2 protein-coding genes are annotated in these 1,300 nt (G+C 40.4%); both read left to right on the top strand.

Annotated elements, in window-relative coordinates; all coding sequences use genetic code 11:
* A partial coding sequence (locus QUA53_RS29005) for a hypothetical protein (RefSeq protein WP_333101319.1) occupies positions 1–193 on the top strand: 193 nt, incomplete at its 5' end.
* A 115-nt stretch (positions 194–308) separates the two neighbouring features.
* A complete protein-coding gene (locus QUA53_RS29000; RefSeq protein ID WP_333101321.1) occupies positions 309–749 on the top strand; it encodes a transposase in 441 nt (146 codons plus the stop codon).
* The last annotated feature ends 551 nt before the right edge of the window (positions 750–1,300 follow it).

Below are 1,300 nucleotides of genomic sequence, written 5' to 3'. Positions count from 1 at the left end.
AAGAAGGGTTTTTTCAGAGAATAACTCAGGCACAAATATGATTTTATGTCAACTTAATTTAGATGCGTTTACCCTGCCAGCTCACCTTAACCTGTCTGTGGTTTCCCCTAATTACCTATTGGTTAACAACATACTGCCAACCCGGACAGAAGTTATCGATCGCCATCGACCGCAGTCAATGGGGAGCTATTAATCTGTTTATGGTCAGTCTGATTTGGGAACGAAGAGCAATTCCTTTATCTTGATCGCTGTTACCAAAACGAGGAAGCAGTAATGTCAACGAACAAAAAATAGCTATTTCAGCTATTTTGCCATTATTTAAAGATTACAAAATCATTGTGCTGGAGGATAGAGAGTTTTGTTCAGTAGAGCTGGCAAACTGGTTGAGGGAGAAGGATGTATATTTTTGCTTGCGACTCAAACGGAATCAGTGTATAGAAACAGAAAAATTGATTTGGCTAAGGTTAGATGAGTTAGGTATTACACCGGGAACCTCTCTGTACTTTCAAGGAATAAAAGTTAGACAAACCCAGCCAATCGCAGGATTTGATGTCGCCTGCAAATGGAAAAGGAATTATCAAGGATGGACAGTTGATCAAGTGTGGTTTATTCTAACTAACCTAGGTACTTTACCGCAAGCGATCGCTGCTTACAAGCAAAGAATGGGAATTGAAGAAATGTTTGGTGATTGTAAAGCTGGGGGCTACAACGCGCGAAGGTACAGGGTTAACAGCAGACAGACTAATTAAGATGATTTTATTGATGACAATTTCCTATAGCTGTGACCTTATTGAAGGCACTATCGTCAAAAAAAAGCATTTACAAAAGTATGTTTCTCGCGCCAAAGAACCCCAAAGAACTTATCGCCGACGTAGTACATTCGGCAGTGGGAATGATAGCCAACAGTGAATGAATTATCTCGAAAAATATACTGAACCCGTCGAAGAGTTAATGAAGTTAACTCGTAATAAGCGTCACTTTTATCAACGTGGCCTCAGAGCTGCAACGTTGCTCCGGCAACGTTCCTAGCTAACGTGAGTTCGGGATAAGGAAAAACCAAAAAAGGGGCAAAACAGGTAGCCTAGAGGTACCAACCAACCAAGTAACCTGGATTACCTTATGCCTACTGTAGAAGAACTATTTTGCTCTGTCGATGACTTCTGCCAAGTTTTTGAACATCAATGGCAAAGTCAACTGATAGGTCATGATTTGCAAGTGCGCAAGGCTCTCCTGAACTTATGGTTATAAGTTTATCTAATCAGACCAGCAAGCTAATACGCGATTCCTAAAATTATTAAAA

It is taken from the genome of Microcoleus sp. Pol12B3, assembly GCF_036701355.1.
Classification (GTDB): Bacteria; Cyanobacteriota; Cyanobacteriia; order Cyanobacteriales; family Microcoleaceae; genus Microcoleus.
This window is presented reverse-complemented; position numbering and strand designations above follow the sequence as displayed.